Source organism: Pseudomonas sp. NFIX28, assembly GCF_900107395.1.
Classification (GTDB): Bacteria; Pseudomonadota; Gammaproteobacteria; order Pseudomonadales; family Pseudomonadaceae; genus Aquipseudomonas.
Genome location: NZ_FNPW01000006.1, coordinates 122,046 through 140,630 on the forward strand (window position 1 = coordinate 122,046; position 18,585 = coordinate 140,630).

Annotated in this window: 20 protein-coding genes; 10 read left to right on the forward strand and 10 right to left on the reverse strand. The window is 62.0% G+C overall.

Going from position 1 to position 18,585, the window contains the following annotated elements:
* Window positions 1-2 precede the first annotated feature (2 nt).
* The 4 genes from BLV20_RS13675 to colR form a co-directional block, all read right to left on the reverse strand.
* Entirely contained in the window at window positions 3-716 is a 714-nt protein-coding gene (locus BLV20_RS13675; protein ID WP_092302264.1) for a lipopolysaccharide kinase InaA family protein, read from the reverse strand.
* 4 nt (window positions 717-720) lie between these two features.
* Window positions 721-1,401 carry a class I SAM-dependent methyltransferase gene (locus BLV20_RS13680; protein WP_092302266.1) on the reverse strand — a complete coding sequence of 227 codons (681 nt, stop codon included), beginning with the start codon at window positions 1,399-1,401 and terminating at the stop codon, window positions 721-723.
* A 193-nt stretch (window positions 1,402-1,594) separates the two neighbouring features.
* Window positions 1,595-2,875, reverse strand: coding sequence for a sensor histidine kinase (locus BLV20_RS13685; protein WP_092302268.1), 1,281 nt, complete (start codon window positions 2,873-2,875; stop codon window positions 1,595-1,597).
* Window positions 2,865-3,548, reverse strand: coding sequence for a two-component system response regulator ColR (colR, locus tag BLV20_RS13690; RefSeq protein ID WP_092302270.1), 684 nt, complete (start codon window positions 3,546-3,548; stop codon window positions 2,865-2,867). Before colR ends, BLV20_RS13685 begins: the two co-directional genes overlap by 11 nt.
* A gap of 219 nt (window positions 3,549-3,767) precedes the next feature.
* Between colR and BLV20_RS13695 the strand changes: the two genes are divergently transcribed.
* Entirely contained in the window at window positions 3,768-4,511 is a 744-nt protein-coding gene (locus tag BLV20_RS13695; protein ID WP_092302272.1) for a phosphatase PAP2 family protein, read from the forward strand.
* A gap of 155 nt (window positions 4,512-4,666) precedes the next feature.
* On the opposite strand, the gene groL is transcribed toward BLV20_RS13695, so the two are convergent.
* From groL to BLV20_RS13715, 4 genes are all read right to left on the reverse strand, one after another.
* On the reverse strand, window positions 4,667-6,310 hold the full coding sequence (groL, locus tag BLV20_RS13700) for a chaperonin GroEL (protein WP_007932705.1): 1,644 nt from the start codon (window positions 6,308-6,310) through the stop codon (window positions 4,667-4,669).
* A gap of 49 nt (window positions 6,311-6,359) precedes the next feature.
* Window positions 6,360-6,653, reverse strand: a complete 294-nt coding sequence (locus BLV20_RS13705) for a co-chaperone GroES (protein ID WP_009050540.1) — start codon at window positions 6,651-6,653, stop codon at window positions 6,360-6,362.
* Window positions 6,654-6,907: 254 nt separating this feature from the next.
* Complete coding sequence (locus BLV20_RS13710; RefSeq protein ID WP_092302274.1) at window positions 6,908-7,384, reverse strand: FxsA family protein; 477 nt, start codon at window positions 7,382-7,384, stop codon at window positions 6,908-6,910.
* 68 nt (window positions 7,385-7,452) lie between these two features.
* Window positions 7,453-8,184 (reverse strand): HugZ family pyridoxamine 5'-phosphate oxidase, encoded by a 732-nt coding sequence (locus BLV20_RS13715; RefSeq protein ID WP_092302276.1) that lies wholly within the window; start codon window positions 8,182-8,184, stop codon window positions 7,453-7,455.
* Window positions 8,185-8,348: 164 nt separating this feature from the next.
* On the opposite strand from BLV20_RS13715, the gene BLV20_RS13720 reads away from it, so the two are divergent.
* Window positions 8,349-9,107 carry an SDR family oxidoreductase gene (locus BLV20_RS13720; RefSeq protein ID WP_092302278.1) on the forward strand — a complete coding sequence of 253 codons (759 nt, stop codon included), beginning with the start codon at window positions 8,349-8,351 and terminating at the stop codon, window positions 9,105-9,107.
* Window positions 9,108-9,177: 70 nt separating this feature from the next.
* Here the strand turns inward: BLV20_RS13720 and apbC are convergent, their stop codons facing one another.
* Entirely contained in the window at window positions 9,178-10,272 is a 1,095-nt protein-coding gene (apbC, locus tag BLV20_RS13725; RefSeq protein WP_009045357.1) for an iron-sulfur cluster carrier protein ApbC, read from the reverse strand.
* A 190-nt stretch (window positions 10,273-10,462) separates the two neighbouring features.
* Here apbC and metG point away from each other — a divergent pair, with 190 nt between their 5' ends.
* The 8 genes from metG to BLV20_RS13765 all read left to right on the forward strand — a co-directional run bounded on the left by metG (window position 10,463) and on the right by BLV20_RS13765 (window position 17,566).
* On the forward strand, window positions 10,463-12,514 hold the full coding sequence (gene metG / locus BLV20_RS13730) for a methionine--tRNA ligase (protein ID WP_092302280.1): 2,052 nt from the start codon (window positions 10,463-10,465) through the stop codon (window positions 12,512-12,514).
* A 132-nt stretch (window positions 12,515-12,646) separates the two neighbouring features.
* Window positions 12,647-13,234 carry an Rnf-Nqr domain containing protein gene (locus tag BLV20_RS13735; RefSeq protein ID WP_092302282.1) on the forward strand — a complete coding sequence of 196 codons (588 nt, stop codon included), beginning with the start codon at window positions 12,647-12,649 and terminating at the stop codon, window positions 13,232-13,234.
* Window positions 13,231-14,451 carry an electron transport complex subunit RsxB gene (rsxB, locus tag BLV20_RS13740; protein ID WP_092302285.1) on the forward strand — a complete coding sequence of 407 codons (1,221 nt, stop codon included), beginning with the start codon at window positions 13,231-13,233 and terminating at the stop codon, window positions 14,449-14,451. Before BLV20_RS13735 ends, rsxB begins: the two co-directional genes overlap by 4 nt.
* Complete coding sequence (locus BLV20_RS13745) at window positions 14,438-15,433, forward strand: RnfABCDGE type electron transport complex subunit D (protein ID WP_092302287.1); 996 nt, start codon at window positions 14,438-14,440, stop codon at window positions 15,431-15,433. Before rsxB ends, BLV20_RS13745 begins: the two co-directional genes overlap by 14 nt.
* Window positions 15,430-16,041, forward strand: a complete 612-nt coding sequence (locus BLV20_RS13750; protein WP_092302289.1) for an RnfABCDGE type electron transport complex subunit G — start codon at window positions 15,430-15,432, stop codon at window positions 16,039-16,041. Before BLV20_RS13745 ends, BLV20_RS13750 begins: the two co-directional genes overlap by 4 nt.
* Window positions 16,034-16,633 (forward strand): Rnf-Nqr domain containing protein, encoded by a 600-nt coding sequence (locus BLV20_RS13755; protein WP_092302291.1) that lies wholly within the window; start codon window positions 16,034-16,036, stop codon window positions 16,631-16,633. Before BLV20_RS13750 ends, BLV20_RS13755 begins: the two co-directional genes overlap by 8 nt.
* Before the next feature lie 7 nt (window positions 16,634-16,640).
* Window positions 16,641-17,279, forward strand: coding sequence for an endonuclease III (gene nth, locus BLV20_RS13760; RefSeq protein WP_092302293.1), 639 nt, complete (start codon window positions 16,641-16,643; stop codon window positions 17,277-17,279).
* A gap of 107 nt (window positions 17,280-17,386) precedes the next feature.
* A complete protein-coding gene (locus tag BLV20_RS13765; protein ID WP_007922443.1) occupies window positions 17,387-17,566 on the forward strand; it encodes a PA3496 family putative envelope integrity protein in 180 nt (59 codons plus the stop codon).
* A 177-nt stretch (window positions 17,567-17,743) separates the two neighbouring features.
* Here the strand turns inward: BLV20_RS13765 and BLV20_RS13770 are convergent, their stop codons facing one another.
* Entirely contained in the window at window positions 17,744-18,370 is a 627-nt protein-coding gene (locus tag BLV20_RS13770) for a response regulator transcription factor (protein ID WP_092302295.1), read from the reverse strand.
* Window positions 18,371-18,585 lie beyond the last annotated feature (215 nt).

Here is an 18,585-nt window from a genome sequence, read left to right on the forward strand (position 1 = left end):
CGCTATAAACCTTTGATAGCGCTGCCAAACGCCGCCCTATAAAAATAGTAGAGTTTGTCCCAGTCCGTGGCGCTCCACGACGAGTGGCGACGCAATTGCTTCATGTCATGGGCCGCAGCCCGTTTGGCGCTCAGGCGCTGGCGGCTTTTCTCGAAATCCAGCAGCGCGATATCCACCTTCGCCGCTTCGCCTTCGCCCGTGACCCGCACGAACACATGCTTGCTGTACAGGCAGCCATGCTGCCAGCGCCCCAGGTGCATGCGCGCCAGCGTGGTTGCCAGCGCCTGGAGCAGGCGCTCGTGCAAGGCCTCGCCATGACGCTCGCGCTCGCCGGCGGCGTACCAGTGGTCGATTTCCACGAAGCCGTCCAGCGCCTCGGTCACCAGCAAGGCACGCCACTGGCCCTGGGAATCACGCTGGGCGCCGCAGAACACCAGGCGCGGCACGCCGACCTGGAGTCGGTCCAGGCCCTTGAGCGCATCCTGCTCGCGCAGCACCGTGGGACGTCCGAAAGGATGCAACCAGTTGCGGTACAGATGGCCGATCTGGCGCTTGGCGTACAGCACCCGCCCGTCAGCACCCGGAAGTCGTTGAACGCCACTTTCCCCGCCGCGACGCTGATTGGGTTCTTCTACCCAATCCCCGTGCTGGCTCCAGAAGTAATCGAAACGGTCCACAGCAGCGACTTCCATTCCCGGTGCATGTTCAACGGCCATCCTGTTACCTCTTGCGTAATACATAGACTCGCCACATGGCGTAGAGCGGGAAAAAGTCCAAGTGATCCTGAACCCGAAAACCGGCCTGCTTGAATTCTTCTTCAACCGTGGCAGCCGGTAACACAAAGCGGTTTTGGTAACCTTCCTGCCCGGATTCTTCCTTGCGCCGAACTTCCATGCGCTTGCGCTTCCAGGCCTTGAAGTTGCCATCGACCCACAACGAAACGATCACGCTGTCCCGGGTAACCCGCTGGAACTCCCGCAGCAGAGCCAGGCGATGGGACGACTCGCCAATGTGGTGCAGCAGCCGCATGCAGAAAATGCTGTCGACGGCGTTATCCGGCAAATCGATGTCGAACGCGGATGTCTGCAAGGGTTGTACCCGTTTCACCACCTCGGCCGGTTGCGCCACCGTGGCGGTCTTCAACATGGCCGCGGAGTTGTCCGCACCGATGATCACGCGGTTGGGTTTCTCCGCCAGCAACGGCCAGAAACGCCCGGCGCCGCAAGGCAGGTCCAGCACCAGCCCCGGTTCTCCGGCCATGGCCAGCGCGGCGCGCGCCAACTGCTCGTCACGCTTGTGGGACATCCGGCGGGCGACGCCATCCTGATGCTTGAGCAAATACTCCTGAGCGTGCTGTTCGTCGTACTTCTCGGAAAATTCCAGCTTGATCGGGGTTGCCATCACACAGTCTCCTGAATCTGATGGCCCCTACCTTAGGCAGCGGCATGTCAGCGTCAGGTCATGTCTTTGTGAAAACTTCGTCCGGTCCAGAGCACAAATATTTCAGGATTTTACAAGCGCTCGACAGTCGCCCGAGACCCTCAACCCGTTATTTCCAGGCTGACGGCCCTGACGCTGAAGTGATAGAGACCTCTCACGCGGCGCGGCAGTTCAACTCGACATGAAAGCGGCAACCATTGGGCTCCATGGTGCTGAGGCTGACACTCCAGCCCTGGTCTTCGCAGATGCGCTGCACCAGCGACAGGCCCAGGCCCAGGCCTTCGCCGCGCTTCTCGTTGCCGCGCACGAAGGGCTCGAACATCGCCTCGCGCTTTTCCTCGGGAATGCCGACACCGCTGTCCTCGACCACGAAGCCGCTCGGCTCCAGGCTCAAGCGAATGAAACCCTGCTCGGTGTAGTGCAAGGCGTTGCGCAGCAGGTTGCCCATCACCGCGTGCAGGAAGGTGGCGTTATAGCGGGTGTCCAGCGGCTGGCCGGCATCGAAGATCAGCTCCAGGCCTTTTTGCCTGATCGGGCCGCCCCACAGCCCCACCAGGTCCTCGGCGACCTGGCTCAAGGTCGCCTGGGGCGATATGCCGCCGTCTTCGCGCTGGGCACGCGCCAGCATCAGGAAGGTCTGGACCAGCTCGCGCATCTCGCCGCATGCCCGGGCGATGCGCTCGACCTGGGCCCGACCGCGCTGGTCGATCGCCGGGTTTTCCAGCAGCAGCTCGCAGGAGCTGGCCAGCACCATCAGCGGCGTGCGCAGTTCGTGGCTGACATCGCTGGTGAACAGGCGCTCGCGGTTCAGCGCCTGGCGCAGGCGTCCCAAGGTAGCGTCGAAGGCCACGGCCAGTTCCCCCACCTCGTCCGCCGCGTAGTCCGGGGCCAATGGCGGCGCCAGCCCCAGAAGCTGGTCGCGATGCCGTACCTGTCGCGCCAGCCGCACCACCGGCGCCATCACCCGGCGCGCCAGCACCCAGCCCAGGAACACCGCCAGGGCCAGGCTCAGGACGAAGCCCACCAGCACCACCGCGAAGAGCACCCGCTCGCGCTCCTCGAAATCGCTCTGGTCTTGCAGCAACACGTAGCGCCGGCCGTCGACCACCTCGACCATGGCGTGATACGACAGCTGTTCGCGAAAGACCTCATGGAAGCCCGGGTCCAGATGCCGCAGATCCTTGGGTAGCTCGAAGTCGCCACGCCCGCCGCTGAAGTAAAACAGCTGGTCCGGCTCGGGACGGTGGCTCCAGTCGGAAACGCTGTCCATCAACAGCAGGCGCTGCAGGTCACCGCCCAGGCCTGCGGAAATCAGCTTTTCTTCCACCAGATGCACCGTCGCCACGATCCCCAGGGCGAAGGCTCCAGCGACCAGCGCGCTCATCAACGCGAAGGCGATGATGATCCGCTGGGCAAGGCTTTGCTTAAACTCCATCACGCCCCTCGGCCAGGCGATAACCGACACCATGCACGGTATGCAGCAACGGCTTGGCGAATGGCTTGTCGATCACTTGGCGCAATTGGTGAACGTGGCTGCGCAGGCTGTCGCTGTCCGGGCAGTCGTCCCCCCACAGCGCCTCTTCGAGAATTTCGCGACGCAACACGTGCGGGCTCTTCTGCATCAGCACCGCCAGCAACTTCAGGCCCACCGGGTTGAGCTTGAGCAGGCGCCCTTCACGGGTGACTTCCAGGGTGTCGAGGTCATAACTCAGGTCGCCGACTTGCAGGGTCCGGCGCCCGCCGCCCTGGGTGCGACGCATGACCGCTTCGACGCGCGCGGCCAGCTCGGACAGGGCAAAGGGCTTGACCAGGTAATCGTCGGCCCCGGACTTGAAGCCCTGCAGGCGATCGTCCAGTTGATCGCGGGCGGTGAGCATGATCACCGGTGTATCGCGGCGGGCATCTTCGCGCAGGCGTTTGCACAGGGTGTAGCCATCGATACCCGGCAGCATGATGTCGAGCACGATCAGGTCGTAATGTTCGGTGGCGGCCAGGTGCAGGCCCGACAGACCGTCCTGGGCGCAGTCCACGGTATAGCCTTTAAGCCCCAGGTAATCGGCCAGGTTGGCCAGAATATCGCGGTTGTCTTCAACCAGTAGAATTCGCATGGGCACTCTCTCCGCACACAGTTACGGCCGTCTTGGCTCGCGCAGCTTAAGGCCAAGCGTGGCTGACGGCTAGGGCTGTTCAATGCCCTGCGGCGAATGCCGGGCCAGGCTTGCAGGGCCTTGACGAGTTTTTCACCCAGGCTTCACAAGCCGGCGACGAAGGCCGCTCCAGACTCCGCGCAAATCCGCGACCGCAACGCTTTCCTCGAAGGACTTTCCATGGCCCCGACCCTTGCCCGCCCCACCTCCAGGGCGCTGAACTGGTGGATCTGCCTGGGCGTTCCCGCCCTGGCTGCCGTCAGCTTGCTGCTGCTTGAACTGACCTCGCTGGACATGGTCCTGGCGCGGTATTTCTACGACCCCGCCGCTGGTGGTTTCATCGGTGGCCACAGTTATTTCCTGGAGAACATCCTGCATGATCGGGCCAAACAGGCGGTCATCGTCTTTTCCGTGCTGGCTATTGTCGGCTTCATCGGCGCCTTCTTCGTCCCGCGCCTCAAGCCGTTCAAACGCGAGCTGGGCTGCCTGGTGCTGTCGCTGGCCCTGGCCACCGCGTTCGTCACTCCGGTCAAGGCCATCACCGCCGTGCAATGCCCGTGGAGCCTGAAAGAATTCGGAGGCAAGGAAACCTACAGCGAACTGCTCAGCCCCCGCCCCGCGACCGACAAGCCCGGCCGCTGCTGGCCAGGTGGCCATGCCGCCACCGGTTTCACCCTGTTCGCGCTGTTTTTCGCCCTGCGTGACCGCCGCCCGCGCCTGGCGCGCAAGGCCCTGCTGTTTGCCATTGTCCTGGGCAGCGTATTTTCGGTGGGGCGCATGCTGCAGGGAGCCCATTTCTTCTCCCACAACGTCTGGACCGCGATCTTCTGCTGGCTGATCTGCCTGGGGACCTACTATTTCATTCTCTATCGACCGGCAGGCAAGGCTGCCCCCGCAGCGGAGGCGGAGCCAGTGAATGCCTGAGGTCCTTGCGCGAGCAGGCTGGCTGCCGCACAGCCACGCCCCCGGTAGGGGCGAGCTTGCTCGCGCTGGCCATGGCCCGGGCAAGAAACTCCAGCCCATAAAAAAGCCCCGCCGGCTTTCACCGGCGGGGCTTTTTCGTACGGGGTAAGGCTGGCTTACATCATGCCGCCCATGCCGCCCATACCGCCCATGTCTGGCATGCCGCCAGCTGCAGGCTTGTCTTCAACGATTTCAGCAACAGCCGCTTCGGTGGTCAGGATCAGACCGCCGATGGAGGATGCAGCTTGCAGCGCCGAACGGGTCACCTTGGTTGGGTCCAGGATGCCCATTTCGATCATGTCGCCGTATTCGCTGGTAGCAGCGTTGTAACCGTAGTTACCTTCGCCTTGCTTGACCTTGTCGACCACTACGCTTGGCTCGTCGCCGGAGTTGGCAACGATCTGGCGCAGAGGAGCTTCGACAGCGCGACGCAGAACAGCGATACCCACGTCCTGGTCGGCGTTGTCGCCTTTCAGGCCGCTGATCGATTGCAGAGCACGGATCAGGGCTACGCCACCGCCAGGCACCACGCCTTCTTCGACGGCTGCGCGGGTAGCGTGCAGGGCGTCTTCAACGCGGGCTTTCTTCTCTTTCATTTCAACTTCGGAACCGGCGCCAACCTTGATCACCGCAACGCCGCCGGACAGCTTGGCCAGACGCTCTTGCAGTTTTTCACGGTCGTAGTCGGACGAAGTGTCGGCCACTTGTTGACGGATCTGGGTCACACGAGCCTGGATGTCCGCTTCAACGCCAGCACCGTCGATGATGGTGGTGTTTTCTTTGGACAGGATCACGCGCTTGGCGTTACCCAGGTGCTCCAGGGTGGTGCTTTCCAGGCTCAGACCGATCTCTTCGGAGATGACGGTACCGCCGGTCAGGACGGCGATGTCCTGCAGCATGGCCTTGCGACGGTCGCCGAAGCCTGGTGCCTTGACGGCAGCGACTTTGACGATGCCGCGCATGTTGTTCACAACCAGAGTCGCCAGGGCTTCGCCTTCAACGTCTTCAGCCACGATCAGCAGTGGGCGGCCGGCTTTGGCAACGGCTTCCAGCACTGGCAGCATTTCGCGGATGTTGGAGATCTTCTTGTCCACCAGCAGGATCAGCGGGCCGTCCAGCTCGGCGACCATGGTGTCCGGCTTGTTGATGAAGTAAGGGGACAGGTAGCCACGGTCGAACTGCATGCCTTCAACGACAGACAGTTCGTTTTCCAGGCCCGAGCCTTCTTCAACGGTGATCACGCCTTCTTTACCGACTTTTTCCATGGCTTCGGCAATGATGTCGCCGATGGAGTTGTCGGAGTTGGCGGAGATGGTGCCGACCTGAGCGATGGCCTTGGAATCGGCGCATGGCTTGGACAGACCTTTGAGCTCCTTGACGATGGCGATGGTCGCCTTGTCGATGCCGCGTTTCAGGTCCATCGGGTTCATGCCGGCAGCGACGGCTTTCAGGCCTTCGTTGACGATCGACTGAGCCAGTACGGTGGCGGTGGTGGTACCGTCGCCGGCGTCATCGTTGGCACGGGAAGCAACGTCTTTTACCAGCTGCGCGCCCATGTTTTCGAAGCGATCTTTCAGCTCGATTTCTTTGGCGACGGAAACGCCGTCCTTGGTGATGGTCGGAGCGCCGAAGCTCTTCTCGATGATCACGTTACGGCCTTTCGGGCCCAGGGTCGCTTTTACCGCGTCAGCCAGGACGTTAACGCCGGTGAGCATTTTCTTGCGGGCGGAGTCGCCGAATTTAACTTCTTTAGCAGCCATGATCGATATTCCTTAAATACTTTGTAGTAACGGGAAAATGAGCGGGTAATCAGCCTTCGATAACGGCGAGAATTTCGTTCTCGGCCATTACCAGCAGGTCTTCGCCGTCTACCTTCACAGTGTTGCTGCCGGAGTAAGGGCCGAACACAACCTTGTCACCCACTTTCACGGCCAGCGCACGTACTTCACCGTTGTCGAGGATGCGACCGGTACCTACGGCGACGATTTCGCCACGGTTAGGTTTTTCAGCGGCCGAACCTGGCAGAACGATACCGCCAGCGGTTTTCGATTCTTCTTCGCTGCGACGGATGACGACGCGGTCATGCAGAGGACGAAGCTTCATTGTCGATCTCTCCTAATTGTGGTTTTCAGCGGCCGGTGTCGTTACCGGCGGGTTAACAAATCCGGCGTGGCCGGTTGCGGCTCGACGAGCGAGTCGCAGAAGTCTGTCTGGTGTCGCCACCAGAAACCTTGCGGTGACCGATACATGTGGGCGCACAAGCCTATTACAAGGGCTGCCCAGTGATTTTTTTTTTGATTGTCAGCCGGGCAAAACGAACACGGCACCCGAAGGTGCCGTGTCGATCATTGAGAAGCTTAGGAATCGCGGTGCTCGAACTCGCCTTCGATCACATTCGGTTCACGCCCCAGAGGGCGCTGCGGCGCGGGTCCGCCACGGGCAGCCTGCATGTCGTCGGCGAAGGCACGCTGACGAATGGCCTGCTCTTCGGCGCGCTGGCGCATCTTGCCGGCCAGCAGACGACGGGTGAGCGGCAACAGCATGAACAGGCCGAAGATATCGCTGATGAAGCCTGGCAGGATCAACAGGCCGCCAGCCAAGGCCAGCATCAGGCCTTCGAGCATGGTCTGGGCCGGCAGTTCGCCGCGGTTCAGGCTTTCACGGGCACGCAATGCCGTGGCCAGCCCCGCGACGCGCAGGACCAGCACACCCAGCATCGAGCCCAGGATGATCAGCAGCAACGCCGGGAAAAACCCGATCGCACCGCTGACTTTGACGAAGACGAACAGCTCTAGCACCGGGAACAGCAGAAAGAGCAACAGAAAAGGGCGCATCAAATGGTTTCCTCTACGGAAGAAAATGCCTTCCAGTAGACCCTAGATGACGTCGGCAATTCGTGAATTCAAGCCTCGGCGTCGGCATTTTTCGGCCATTGCTCGGCGTGAGCCAGAAAAACCAAGGCCTCGCGCACTTGTGTCGGCGTATTACAAGGGCTTGGGAATGCCAGCCAGTACAGCCCCTGGCCGATCCGCAAATGCATGCCTTCGGTGTCGATGCCGACCAGCTGCGCCGCAGCGGTTTTCGGCAAACCGGCCAGGTCGACGTAATGGGCGATGGCCTTGGCGTGGTCGCTGTTCATGTGTTCGACCATGCTCAGCTCGGCCTTGCCGGCGAAAGGATTGGCCAGCGTCACCTGCTCGATCCAGTGGATCGCGCCAAAGCCGCCGATGTAGCGATGACGCACCGGCTTGAGCAGCCAGAAGTCGAAGTCGTGGGCCTTGTGATAATTCTGCGAATCCGGGAAATACCGGTAATAGCGTTCGGCGGCCGCTTCGATCGCCGCGGCGTCTTCGAGCTTCTCGGCCTCGGCCAGGTACGTCAGGCGTCCCACCGCCTGGACGTCTTCGGCTTCGCGCTCGCCCACCAGCAGCGAACACTTGGGGTCCTTCTGCAGGTTATGGGTGTGCTGGGCGATCCGGCTGATCAGGATCAGTGGCCGGCCCTGCTCGTCCAGGCAATAAGGAACCACCGAACCGAAGGGAAAGCCCGGCATGGCCTTGGAGTGTGTCGACAGCACGCCACGGTATTCCTTGAGCAGTAATTCTCGTGCATGCTTCGCAGCTTCAACGCTCAATTTATGACTCCTTATATAGAATCCGTCTAAAACGGACGGGCGCCTGGGACAAAGTTTCCAGCAACGCCATCAGGGCAAATCTCATCTGCAGCCAGGCCATGCCCGTCGCACAGAGAGATGCCTTAAAAAGGACACCACTCCCAGTCTGCTATCGGGGCATGCGAATGCAACTCAATGACAAAGTAATCATTATCACCGGCGGTTGCCAGGGCCTGGGCCGCTCCATGGCGGAGTATTTCGCCAGCAAAGGCGCCAGGCTGGCGCTGGTCGACCTGAACCAGGAAAAGCTCGACCAGGCGGTTGCCGCCTGCCAGGCCGCCGGCGGCGAAGCCCGGGCCTACCTGTGCAACGTCGCCAATGAGGAGCAGGTGGAACACATGGTCGCCCGGGTCGCCGAAGATTTCGGCGCCATTCACGGTTTGATCAACAACGCCGGCATCCTGCGCGATGGCCTGCTGCTCAAGGTCAAGGACGGCGAGCTGAGCAAGATGAGCCTGGCCCAGTGGCAGTCGGTGATCGACGTCAACCTGACCGGCGTATTCCTCTGCACTCGCGAAGTCGCGGCGAAGATGGTCGAGCTGAAAACCGGCGGCGCGATCATCAACATCTCGTCGATTTCCCGTGCCGGCAATATCGGCCAGACCAACTACTCCGCGGCCAAGGCCGGGGTTGCCGCGGCGACCGTGACCTGGGCCAAGGAACTGGCGCGCTACGGCATCCGCGTGGCCGGTATCGCACCGGGCTTCATCGAAACCGAAATGACCCTGGGCATGAAGCCCGAAGCCCTGGAGAGAATGACTTCCGGCATCCCGCTCAAGCGCATGGGCAAGGCGGAAGAAATCGCCCATTCGGCGGCCTATATCTTCGAGAACGACTATTACACCGGGCGGATTCTCGAGCTGGACGGCGGCCTGCGGATTTGAGCCCGCCTCTACACGGCCGATAAAAAAAGCCCGGTGCAATGCACCGGGCTTTTTTATTGGGCCAACCGCTTCAGTCGTCGCTGACAGTGATGTTCGGCATCGCCGGTGCCGCGGCTTCCTGCAACACGATGCGCGCGCCGACATGGCGCGCCAGCTCCTGATAGACCATGGCGATCTGGCTTTCCGGTTCGGCGATCACGGTCGGCTTGCCGCCGTCGGCCTGCTCGCGAATCAGCATCGACAGCGGCAACGAGGCCAGCAGTTCGACGCCGTACTGGGTCGCCAGCTTCTCGCCACCGCCCTCGCCGAACAGGTGCTCGGCGTGGCCGCAGTTGGAGCAGATATGCACGGCCATGTTTTCCACCACGCCGAGCACCGGGATATTGACCTTGCGGAACATCTCCACGCCCTTGCGCGCATCCAGCAACGCCAGGTCCTGCGGGGTGGTGACGATGACCGCGCCGGCCACCGGGACTTTCTGCGCCAGGGTCAACTGAATATCACCGGTACCCGGCGGCATGTCGATCACCAGGTAATCCAGGTCGCCCCAGGCGGTCTGGGTCACCAGTTGCAGCAACGCGCCGGAAACCATCGGCCCGCGCCAGACCATCGGCGTGTTGTCGTCGGTCAGGAAGGCCATGGACATGACCTCGACGCCGTGGGACTTGATCGGTACGAACCATTTCTGGTCCTTGACCTGCGGCCGCGTACCTTCGGCGATGCCAAACATGATGCCTTGGCTCGGGCCATAGATGTCGGCATCGAGAATCCCCACCTTGGCGCCTTCGCGAGCCAACGCCAGGGCCAGGTTGGCCGCGGTGGTGGACTTGCCCACGCCGCCCTTGCCGGACGCCACCGCTACCACGTTCTTGACGTTGGCCAGGCCCGGGATCTGCGCCTGGGCCTTGTGCGCGGCGATCACGCTGGTGACATTGACGCGAGCGATGACCACGCCGTCCATGTTTTCGATGGCCAGCTTGAGCAACTGGGCCCAGCCGCTCTTGAACAGACCGGCGGCATAGCCGATCTCCAGTTCGACGCGAACCTCATCGCCCTGGATGTCGATGGAACGGACACAACCGGCACTGACCGGATCCTGGTTCAGGTAGGGGTCGGTGTATTGGCGAAGAACGGCTTCCACCGCTGCGCGATTGACGGCGCTCATGGGCAACTCCGATGACAAGTCTGGAAAATCAGGCGGCTATCCTACGCCGCGCACTCATTTGTGGCGAGGGAGCTCGTCCCTTGCCGCGAACCCCGGCACCCACCCCGCCCGGAAACCGGCCCGAAGGGTGAAAAATATGCGCCGGCGCTTTATAGTGGCCGACCTCCGTTTCATCAAGTAGCCGAGCCCCATGTCCGAGCCACGCAAGATCCTCGTCACCAGCGCCCTGCCCTATGCCAATGGTTCGATCCACCTCGGCCATATGCTGGAATATATCCAGACCGATATGTGGGTGCGCTTCCAGAAACACCGCGGCAACCAATGCATTTATGTCTGCGCCGACGACGCTCACGGCTCGGCCATCATGCTGCGCGCGGAAAAGGAAGGCATCACCCCGGAACAGCTGATCGCCAATGTCCAGGCTGAACACAGCGCCGACTTTGCCGATTTCCTGGTGGATTTCGACAACTTCCACTCGACCCACGCCGAAGAAAACCGTGAGCTGTCGAGCCAGATCTACCTGAAGCTGCGCGACGCCGGGCACATCGCCACGCGCTCGATCACGCAGTATTTCGACCCGGAAAAACAGATGTTCCTGGCCGACCGCTTCATCAAGGGCACCTGCCCGAAATGCGGCACCGAAGACCAGTACGGCGACAACTGCGAAAAATGCGGCGCCACCTACGCCCCGACCGACCTGAAGGATCCGAAGTCGGCAATCTCCGGCGCCACCCCAGTGCTCAAGGATTCCCAGCACTTCTTCTTCAAGCTGCCGGACTTCCAGCAGATGCTGCAGGCATGGACCCGCAGCGGCACCCTGCAGGACGCCGTGGCGAACAAGATCGCCGAATGGCTGGATGTCGGCCTGCAGCAGTGGGACATCTCCCGCGACGCGCCGTATTTCGGCTTCGAGATCCCGGACGAGCCGGGCAAGTACTTCTACGTCTGGCTGGACGCGCCGATCGGCTACATGGCCAGCTTCAAGAACCTGTGCAACCGCACGCCGGAGCTGGACTTCGACGCGTTCTGGGGCAAGGACTCGACGGCCGAGCTGTACCACTTCATCGGCAAGGACATCGTCAACTTCCACGCGCTGTTCTGGCCCGCCATGCTCGAAGGCGCCGGCTACCGCAAGCCGACCGGCATCAACGTGCACGGCTACCTGACCGTCAACGGCCAGAAGATGTCCAAGTCCCGCGGGACCTTCATCAAGGCCCGGACCTACCTCGACCACCTGTCGCCGGAATACCTGCGTTACTACTACGCGGCCAAGCTGGGCCGTGGCGTCGACGACCTGGACCTGAACCTCGAAGATTTCGTGCAGAAGGTCAATTCCGACCTGGTGGGCAAGGTGGTGAACATTGCCAGCCGTTGCGCCGGCTTCATCCACAAAGGCAACGCCGGCGTGATGGTGGACCAGAATGCCGCGCCGGAGCTGACCGAAGCCTTCCTCGCCGCCGCGCCAAGCATCGCCGACGCCTATGAGGCCCGTGACTTTGCCCGTGCCATGCGCGAAATCATGGCCCTGGCCGACCGCGCCAATGCCTGGATCGCCGACAAGGCGCCATGGTCGCTGAACAAGCAGGAAGGCAAGCAGGATGAAGTCCAGGCCATCTGCGCCACCGGCATCAACCTGTTCCGCCAGCTGGTGATTTTCCTCAAGCCGGTGCTGCCGCTGCTGGCCGCCGACGCCGAGGCATTCCTCAACGTCGCCCCGCTGACCTGGAACGACCACCAGCAGCTGCTGAGCAACCACCAGCTGAACGAATTCAAGCCGCTGATGACGCGGATCGACCCCGTGAAAGTACAAGCCATGACCGACGCCTCGAAAGAAGACCTGACCGCCAGCCAGACCGATACCGGTGCAGCCAAGCCTGCGGGCAACGGCGAACTGGCCAAGGACCCGCTGTCGCCGGAAATCGACTTCGACACCTTCGCCGCCGTCGACCTGCGCGTGGCGCTGATCGTCAAGGCCGAGCACGTGGAAGGTGCCGACAAGCTGCTGCGCCTGACCCTGGATATCGGTGACGAGCAGCGCAATGTGTTCTCCGGCATCAAGAGCGCTTATCCGGACCCATCCAAGCTCGACGGTCGCCTGACCATGATGATCGCCAACCTCAAGCCACGGAAAATGAAATTCGGCATTTCCGAAGGCATGGTGATGGCGGCCGGCCCTGGCGGCGAAGAGATCTACCTGCTGAGCCCGGACAGCGGCGCCAAGCCAGGCCAGCGGATCAAGTAACTCCGCTTGCGGGATCGATCCCCCCGTCGCGCCACTGCGTGGCGGGGGGATTTTCATATCTGGATGGGCCTGCGCCCTTGCCGGATAATTGCCTAGTCTTCAGGTATCCGCCCGCCCTCACCGGCCACGAACATGACCGAGATTGCCCTCACGCTCATCAGCACTGCCCTGATCAACAACTTCGTGTTGCAGTGGCCGCTGGGCGTCGATCCGCTGTTGCAGGCCGCTGCCGAGCCGCAGTTCGCGCGTCGGCGCATCCATGCCCTGGGGATCGCCACCAGTTGCCTGATGCTGCTCTGCAGTTTGCTCGGCTACGGGCTTTACCAGGTATTGCTGCTGCCGCTGGGCCTGGCCTCGCTGCAACTGTTGGTGTTCCTGCCGCTTGCCGTGCTGTCGATCACGCCGTTGCTCAGGCTGCTGACCCGAGTATTCCCCAGGCTGCCGTTCGACGGCCTGTGGCCGTTGCTGCTGGGCAATGCCGGCGTGCTCGGCGCGTTGCTGCTGGCGGCCCAGGCCAATCGCGGGTTCGGCCATGGCCTCGCCCTGTGCCTGGGCGCGGGCCTGGGTTTCTGGCTGGTGCTGAGCCTGTTCAGCGACCTGCGCCAGCGCATTCTCACTAACGATGTGCCCCTGCCTTTTCGCGGCCTGCCGATCGATTTGATCAGCGCCGGCCTGATGGCCGTGGCATTTCTCGGCTTCAACGGACTGCTCGACACATGAGTCTGATTCAACGCATCGACGCCCTGCTGCCACAGACCCAATGCGGCAAGTGCGGCCACCCCGGATGCAAGCCCTACGCCGAAGGCATCGCCAATGGCGAGGCGATCAACAAGTGCCCGCCCGGTGGCGACGAAACCATCGCCGGCCTGGCCAGGCTGCTGAACGTGCCGATCCTGGAGCTGGATATCAGCCGCGGCCCGGCGCCGGCCCAGGTGGCCTTTATTCGCGAAGCCGAGTGCATTGGCTGCACCAAATGCATCCAGGCCTGTCCGGTGGACGCCATCGTCGGCGCGGCCAAGCAGATGCATACGGTGCTGGTCGATGAATGCACCGGCTGCGATCTTTGCGTGGCGCCGTGCCCGGTGGACTGCATCGAAATGCATCCGCTGCCCCTGGATAATGTGCTGCCAATCGTCGGCGGCCTGGCCAGCAGCCCCGAAGAACAACGCGCCCGCGCCGCCAAGCGCGATCATGCGCGCCTGCGCTTCGAGCGCCGCAACGCCCGACTGCAACGCGAAGAGCAGCACAAGCAGGCCGAACGGGCCGCCCGGGCGCAACGTGCCGCGCAGCCCAGCGAAACCACCCTGAACCCGGTGCAGGCCGCCATCGAGCGGGTGCGCGCGCAAAAGGCCGCGGCCGCCGATGCCGCGGTGAAAAAAGCCAAGATCGACCTGGCGATGAGCCGCGCCCAATTGAACAAATCGCTGAAAGCCTTCGGCCATCCGCCGACCTTTGAGCAACAGTCGCAATTGATCGTCCTGCAGCGTCAGTTCGAAACTGCCGAGCAAGCGCTCGCGCAGCTGGAAAGCACTGTCGAAGCCAGCGGCGAAACCCAGGCCTCAGCGCCCCCCGCCAAAGACGCCGAGCTCAAGCGGGCGAAGATCCAGCTGGCGATGCGCCGCGCCGAACTGAAAAAGGCCCAGGACAGCCAGGCACCCGCCGAGCAACTGGCCAACCTGGCGCAGGCGCTGCGGGACGCAGAGCAGGCCTTGCATGCGGCCGAGGCGGCCAGCGGGCAGCCAGCGCCCAATCTTGTGCGGGTCGAGAAGCGGCCGATCGACGCCCGCCTGCGGCAGTTGAAAACCGAGCTGGCTTACGCGCGTGCTGAAGTGCGCAAGCTGGAACGCCATGGCGAAACCCCGCCGCCAGTGCTGGCCAAGGCCCGCGAACGACTGGCCGAAGCAGAACGCCAGGTACAAGCCCATGACGCCCCCTGAGCAACCGGACGAGCGCCTGCAACAGGCCATGCAGCGTGTGCTTCTGGCGACCCTGCCGGGGCTGCTGGCGCTCTTCTGGCTGTTTGGCTGGGGCATCCTGATCAACCTGCTGCTGGCCGGTGGCACCGCCCTGGCCGTCGAAGCCGCGGTGCTGCGACTGCGCCGTTGGCCGTTGCGCCCGTTCCTCGGCGACGGCAGCGCCCTGGTCAGCGCCATGCTGCTGGCCCTGGCCTTGCCGCCGTATTGCCCATGGTGGCTGACGGTCAGCGCGGCGGCCTGTGCCTTGCTGTTCGGCAAGCATTTGTACGGTGGCGTCGGCAAGAATCCGTTCAACCCGGCGATGCTCGGTTATGCCCTGGTGCTGGTCTCTTTCCCCCAGCAGATGACTCATTGGCCGGCCTCCCATGGCCTGGACCTGCTCGGCGGCCTGCAGCAGATCTTCGGCATAGCCCTCGACAGCACGGCGCCCGATGCCTGGGCCCAGGCCACGGTGCTCGACAGCTTGCGTATCAACAAGAGCCTGACCATCGACGAGCTGTTCGCCGGCAATGCCGCCTTCGGCCATTTCGGCGGCAAGGGCGTGGAATGGGTCAACCTGGCCTTTCTCGCCGGCGGTGCCTTTTTGCTGCAGCAACGAGTGTTCAGCTGGCACGCCCCGGCCGGCATGCTCGGCAGCCTGTTCGTCATCAGCCTGCTGTGCTGGAACGGTTCCGGGTCGGACTCCAACGGTTCGCCGTTATTCCACCTGCTGACCGGCGCGACCATGCTTGGCGCCTTTTTTATCGTCACCGAGCCGGTCTCCGGCCCCAGGAGCGCAAAGGCGCGCCTGCTGTTCGGCGCCGGGGTCGGCCTGCTGACCTACCTGATCCGGACCTGGGGCGGCTACCCGGACGGCGTCGCCTTCGCAGTGTTGCTGATGAACCTGGCTGTTCCAGCCCTGGAGCGCTTGTCCGCCCCGGCCCAGGAGCCCTCACTGCGATGAACCGCGCGATGAGTCTGGGAGTGCTGGCATTGCTGGCGGCTATCGGCGCCGCGGGCACTTTCCTTGTCCAGCAGGCCACGGCCCCACGTATCGAGCAGGAGCAGCGCGCCATCCAGGCACGCAGCCTGCTGGATATTTTGCCGCTGGACAGTTACGACAATCAGCCGCTGGATCAGCCCTTGACCCTCACTAACGTCCAACTGGGCCACAGCACCCTGCTCGCCGGTTATCGCGCGACCCGCAACGGCCAACCCAGTGCGGTTTTGCTGCACAGCCGGGTCAGCGGTTATGGCGGCTCCATCGACCTGCTGATCGGCATCGCCGCCGACAGCAAACTGGTGGGCAGCAAGGCCCTGCGGCATTCGGAAACGCCCGGCCTGGGTGCGCGCATCGCCGAACGCCCGAATGCCTGGTTACAGGGTTTTATCGGCAAGTCGCTGGGCGACCCGGGAGACGCCGGTTGGGCGCTGAAAAAGGACGATGGCCAGTTCGACCAGATCGCCGGGGCCACCATTACCTCGCGGGCGGTGATCGAGGGAATTCATGACAGCCTGCGCTACTTCGACGAGCATCGCGAACAGCTGCTGGGGAGTCCCGCCCATGAATAAATCGTCGAACCTGCAAAATTCGCTGATGCTGGCCCCGCTGATAGGCGCCAGCGACTCACTAGTCAAGGCTTTGGGCCTGATGGTGGTATTTCTTTGCGTGAGCAGCCTGTTCGGCCTCGGCATGAGCGCCCTGCGCCCACGGCTGGCGGGCCAGGCCCGCCTGGGCGCCAGTGTCCTGCTCAGCGCCACCCTCACCGGTTGTGCCGTACTGGCCGCACAGGCCTGGGCATTCGAACTGCAGCAACAATTGGCCCTCTACCTGGGCCTGATCGCCGTGCAATGCGTCGTCCTGGAGCAGCAGGATTTTTTCCAGCGCCCGGTGCGCTTGCGCTTCATTGGCCTGTTCTGCCTGTTGCTGGTTATCCTGGGTGCCCTACGCGAAGCCCTCGGCAGCGGCTCGATCGGCCATCGTCTGCCCTGGCTGCTGGGGATGAACGACGTCGACTGGCCCGGCTGGGTCCTGAGCGCCCAGGGCGGCTTGCACCTGCTCACATTCGCCCCAGGCGGTTTTATCCTGCTGGGACTGCTGCTGGCCGCCAGGCAGGCCTGGGCCGTCTCTTCGACCTCACACCGACCGCCTTCAAGGAAATGACTCACCCATGAATGCCGCAAAACGCCTGGAAATTTTCCGCAGGCTCCACGAAGACAATCCGGAACCGAAAACCGAACTGGCCTATTCGTCGCCCTTCGAGCTGCTGATCGCCGTGATTCTTTCGGCCCAGTCCACCGATGTCGGGGTCAACAAGGCGACGGCCAAGCTTTTCCCCGTGGCCAATACCCCGGCGGCCATCTATGCCCTGGGCGTCGACGGCCTGTCCGAGTACATCAAGACCATCGGCCTGTACAACAGCAAGGCCAAAAACGTGATCGAGACTTGCCGCCTGCTGGTGGAACGGCACAACAGCGAAGTCCCGCAGACCCGCGAAGAGCTCGAAGCCCTGCCAGGCGTCGGCCGGAAGACCGCCAACGTGGTGCTCAACACCGCCTTCCGCCAACTGACCATGGCCGTGGATACGCACATTTTCCGGGTCAGCAACCGCACCGGGCTGGCTCCCGGGAAGAATGTCGTGGAAGTCGAAAAGAAGCTGATGAAAGTCGTGCCCAAGGAGTTTCTCCTCGACTCCCATCACTGGCTGATCCTTCATGGCCGCTACGTGTGCCTGGCCCGCAAGCCGCGCTGTGGAAGCTGCCGGATCGAGGACCTGTGCGAATACAAGCACAAGACCTCTGACGATTGAGCAATCATTGATTTTGATGATGAGTCGATTGAAAAAATCTTTTTTACCCGTCCGGAGAATATCGATATAAGGAGCGCCAATGGCAGTCTTAGCCTGGAGTTAACCTTATGAGTACTGGTAAAGAACAACTGGACGTAGAAGACGACTTCACCCCTGTTGAAACAGAAGATGCAGAGCCCGTGGTAGAGGTGGCCAAGACCAACTTGAGCAAACGCCGGACCATCGACAACCTTCTGGAAGAGCGGCGCTTGCAAAAGCAATTGGCCGATTACGACTTTGATCTTTAGTAACAAAAAGCCTCCTTTCTTGGAGGCTTTTTTGTTTTACCGCCAAGCCGTTCTTTCAAACAGGCAATGCGCGGCAGAGTGGCCCGGGATTGCCGGCAGGCTGGCAATGCCGCGCTGCAATCAGGCCCGGCAAAAGCCGCTTTGTTTCCTCGTGCGCTTTATTGCATTCGCCGACCTTCATGCCAGTTGATGGCGCTTGGCGAACTCGATTAGGTCCACCAGCGAGCGGGCATTGAGCTTTCCCAGCAGGCGCCTTTTGTAGGTGCTTACCGTTTTACTGCTCAAGCACAAACCTTCGGCAATCTTCTTGTTGGTCTGCCCATTGGCGAGTTGCTTGAGAACCATCAACTCCCGCCCGGACAGGCTCGACAACATTCCCTCCTCGCTGGCGATACCCAGGCTTGAGCGCAGGGTATGCAGGGCTTCGTTGGGAAAATAGCTGTAGCCGGCCAGTACCGCCCTGACGGCGCTGATCAGCTCGGTGATGTCCTGCTGCTTGCACACATAACCTGCCGCACCGGCCTGCATGCAACGCATGGAGAAAGGACCGGGTACTTGCAGGCTCAACACCAGCACTTTGGTCGTCATGGCTTTTGATGAAAGCCTGGCGATAACTTCCAGGCCATCGAGTTTGGGAATACCAATATCAAGAATAAGGATGTCTGGAACATGTTCATAAGACAGTTTCAGGGCATCCATGCCATTGTCCGCCTCGGCAACTACTTCAAAGCCGTGCCGCTCCATCAGCATGCGCACAGCCAGACGAGTGACGGGATGATCATCTACGATCAAAACTTTCTTCATGGGTAAGTCCAGAGTTCGCTATTGGTTTTTCAAGCAAACACCATAACCCAGTCATTTGACCCATGGCATGGCCGGACCCCGGGCCAGCATAGCCCAGAGAAGTTCCTTACAAACAATACGGATTTGCCCTACAAGAAAATTTGAATGCCCATCCTTATATATTAAGTAGCTCGGTAGTTCCTACATTTCGTATTGGAAAATACATACTGAAAGAT